This is a genomic window from Rhodoplanes sp. SY1 (genome assembly GCF_046000175.1).
Taxonomy (GTDB): domain Bacteria; phylum Pseudomonadota; class Alphaproteobacteria; order Rhizobiales; family Xanthobacteraceae; genus Rhodoplanes.
In genome coordinates, this window is sequence record NZ_JBEOMB010000224.1 from 1 (window position 1) to 3,119 (window position 3,119).

Below are 3,119 nucleotides of genomic sequence, written 5' to 3' on the forward strand. Positions count from 1 at the left end.
ATCGGATTCCGCTCTAGCGATTTTCGGAGGCGATGAACCGACCCTTGTTCCGGTCGTCCCCGCGAAGGCGGGGACCCAGGGGCCGCGCACCATGCCGCCTCTGGATGTCCGCCTGCGCGGGCATGAGCGGAGTGCGGGTCGGGCTCGGCAAGACACGCTCCAGCCCCCACCGCTCACCCGAGGACCTAAAAAAATGTCGCTTCCCGTCACCCGCGTCACGGCGCCGAAGCTGCTGTCGTCGTGGCTGAAATACGAGGTGTTTCCAGACTTCACCCGCGACACCGGCACGCTCTTGGCCGGCGCCGGCGGTGTGCGCACCGTCAAGGCCGGCCAGCTCGTCGGAAAGGTCGGCGCCATGCTCGAGGCGGTCGCCGCCGCCAAGGCCGGCGGCAACACCGGCAGCGGCACGCTCACGCTCGACGCGGTCACGCCGGTCCTCGCCGGCGCCAAGGCGGGCGTCTACACGCTCCGCTGCATCGCCGCCGCCGCCAATGGCGGCACCTTCCGGGTGGCGGACCCGGACGGCTTCGTGCTCGGCGACGTCGCTGTGGGCGCGACCTTCGCGAACGACCTGAAGTTCGTCGTCGCCGACGGCGGTACCGACTTCGTGGCCGGCGACGGCTTCGATGTCACCGTCGCACTCGACACCGACGCGCCGGCGATCGGCAAGCTGGTCGCCTGGGACCCGGCCGGCGCCGACGGCCGTCAGCTCGTCCACGGCATCGCGCTCGCCGACGCGGAGGCGGCCGACGGCGTCGATACGGTCGGCGGGCTCCTCCATCTCCGGCGCGGCCCGGCCATCGTGTTCGCGCCCGAGCTGCTCTGGCCCGTCGGCGTCACGGCCGATCAGAAGGCGGCCGCGATCGCGGCCCTCGGCGCGCTCGGGATCCTGGCCCGCGCCGCCTGATCTCTTCCGCGCGACGCTGATCGCGCCGCGGCGTTCGCCGCTTCCCCCTCCCGCACATCCCGAACAGGAGCGCTCGGCCATGCCCGAGATCGATTTCCCCTACACCGATGTCGAGCTGACCGAGCAGGTCAACCGCATCCCCAACACCTTCGGCCTGATGCAGGCGCTGAACCTGTTCCCGGCCGAGGGGTTCCGCTCGCGCTATGTCGAGATCCGGTTCGAGGACGGCGTCTTGGTCGTGCTCGCCGCCGAGGAGCCCGGCGCGCCCGGCCAGATGGTCGAGCGCGAGACCGGCAAGACGATCATCCTGAAAATCCCGCACTTCCCCGGGCTCGACGCGATCAAGCCGGAGGACCTGCAGGGCATCCTCGACCAGCAGGGCCGCATCAAGGCGCCCAAGATGCTCGACACCGAGGTGGCGAAACGGCTCGGCGCCGTCCGGCTCAACCACGCGATCACCCGGGAGTATGTCCGGCTCGGCGCCCTGAAAGGCCTGATCAAGGACGGCAAGGGCCGCACTCTCTACGACCTGTTCGCCGTCTTCGAGATCGGCAAGAAGACGGTCGATTTTTTGCTCGGCACCGCCGGCACCAGCATCGTCGACAAGTGCGAGGAGGTGCTCGACCACGTCCAGTCGAACCTCAAGGGCGAGACCTCCGCCGCGATCGAGGCGATCGTGTCGCCGACCTTCTTCTCCAAGCTGGTGCAGCACGCCAAGGTCGAGAAGTACTGGCTGCAGACGCAAGCCGCCCAGTCGCTCGCGACCTTCGAGCGCTCGCGGCTCGGCGGCAACTGGGGCCGGGTCTTCGAGTTCTCCAACATCCTGTTCCGCGAGTACAAGGGCTCGGTGCCGGTGAGGAACGCCAACGGTACGATCGTCAGCGAGCCGAACGTCGCGGCCGACAAGGGCCACGCCTATCCGACCGGCACCACCACGACGTTCCGCACCTTCGACGGCCCGGCGCATCACATTGGCCTGGTCAACGAGACCGCGCCCGAGGTGGTGATCACGACGAAGCTGCTCGACCATGGCGCCGGCATCGAGTTCAAGTCACAATCGAACGCGCTGGCGATCTGCAAGCGCCCCGAGGTGTTGGTCGAGCTGATCACGTCGACCTGAGGCCGGGATGCCGTCCCGCTTCGCCGAATTGTTCGCCCGCGGGCAGGCGCGCCTCTACGACGCCCACGGCGAGACCGTGAGAGTCGATGGCCGCGACGTCGTCGGGATGTGGACCGACGACCCGGTCCAGGTCTCGGCGCTCACCGGCGCGCCCGTGCAGGCGAACCGCATCCTCCTGCAGGTCCGCGCCGCCGATTTCGGCGAGATGCCGCCGGGCGAGGGCAGCACGGTGGTCCGCCGCGGCACCACCTGGCGGGTCGAGTGTCCGCTGCGCACCACCGACCACGGCGACCTGATGCTCACCCTGGGCCGCTGAGGGGCGTCGCGGGCGTCGCGTGACCGGTGGCGTCTGCCTTTCGCGTCAGGTGTCGATCGATGGCGCTCTGGAGCGTCTCCGCCGATACGTGCAACTCGGTGCAGCTCGACGCCAACATGCCGCTGAAGGCGCCGAGCCGCGCGAGCAATCGCTTCGATCCACCCGTCGTGAACTCTCTCGGGGGCGCCGGCAGCCCGAGCCAGATTCACGACTGGCTTCCGATCCGGACGACGGCGCTCGATGCGATCGCACGCGCTCTCGTGGTTCACGCCGCTCTGACGGTGGCGAGGAACTTCTCGACCTCGAGCTTGAGCCGGTTACCTTCGCTCGCGAGCTGACCGGCCGCGCTCAAGACCTGCCCGGACGCTCCCCCGGTCTCTTCGGCCCCACGGCTGACCTGCGTGATGTTCTCGGCGACCTCGGTCGTCCCTTGTGCGGCGTGCTGGATGTTGCGTGAGATTTCGGCCGCCGCCGCGCCTTGCTCCTCGACGGCCGCCGCGATGGCGGAGGCGATCTCGGCAAGCTGACCGATGGTGCCGCCGATCTCCTTGATCGCCCCGACAGCGTCTTGGGTCGCCGCCTGCATGCCGGAGATCTGCGACGCGATATCGCCGGTCGCCTTGCCGGTTTGAGCCGCGAGTGCCTTCACTTCCTGCGCGACGACCGCGAAGCCTTTCCCGGCCTCGCCGGCGCGCGCCGCCTCGATCGTCGCGTTGAGCGCCAGGAGGTTGGTCTGCTCGGCGATCGCCGTGATCAGCTTCACGACGTCGCCGATC

4 protein-coding genes are annotated in these 3,119 nt (G+C 69.3%); 3 read left to right on the plus strand and 1 reads right to left on the minus strand.

Translation table 11 applies throughout. The features are described 5' to 3' along the window. Nucleotides 1-193 precede the first annotated feature (193 nt). From ABTU92_RS28645 to ABTU92_RS28655, 3 genes are all read left to right on the plus strand, one after another. A complete protein-coding gene (locus ABTU92_RS28645; RefSeq protein ID WP_408094970.1) occupies nt 194-907 on the plus strand; it encodes a head decoration protein in 714 nt (237 codons plus the stop codon). Nucleotides 908-986: 79 nt separating this feature from the next. Beyond that, nucleotides 987-2,027 carry a major capsid protein gene (locus ABTU92_RS28650; protein ID WP_408094971.1) on the plus strand — a complete coding sequence of 347 codons (1,041 nt, stop codon included), beginning with the start codon at nt 987-989 and terminating at the stop codon, nt 2,025-2,027. 7 nt (nt 2,028-2,034) lie between these two features. Beyond that, complete coding sequence (locus ABTU92_RS28655; protein ID WP_408094972.1) at nt 2,035-2,343, plus strand: hypothetical protein; 309 nt, start codon at nt 2,035-2,037, stop codon at nt 2,341-2,343. A gap of 265 nt (nt 2,344-2,608) precedes the next feature. On the opposite strand, the gene ABTU92_RS28660 is transcribed toward ABTU92_RS28655, so the two are convergent. Further along, a partial coding sequence (locus ABTU92_RS28660) for a methyl-accepting chemotaxis protein (RefSeq protein ID WP_408094973.1) occupies nt 2,609-3,119 on the minus strand: 511 nt, incomplete at its 5' end.

What these genes read in the sequence shown, in the direction of transcription:
- ABTU92_RS28650 (WP_408094971.1), top strand. Translation starts at nt 987, where the DNA reads ATGCCCGAGATCGATTTCCCCTACACCGATGTCGAGCTGACCGAGCAG.
- ABTU92_RS28655 (WP_408094972.1), top strand. Translation starts at nt 2,035, where the DNA reads ATGCCGTCCCGCTTCGCCGAATTGTTCGCCCGCGGGCAGGCGCGCCTC.
- ABTU92_RS28645 (WP_408094970.1), top strand. Translation starts at nt 194, where the DNA reads ATGTCGCTTCCCGTCACCCGCGTCACGGCGCCGAAGCTGCTGTCGTCG.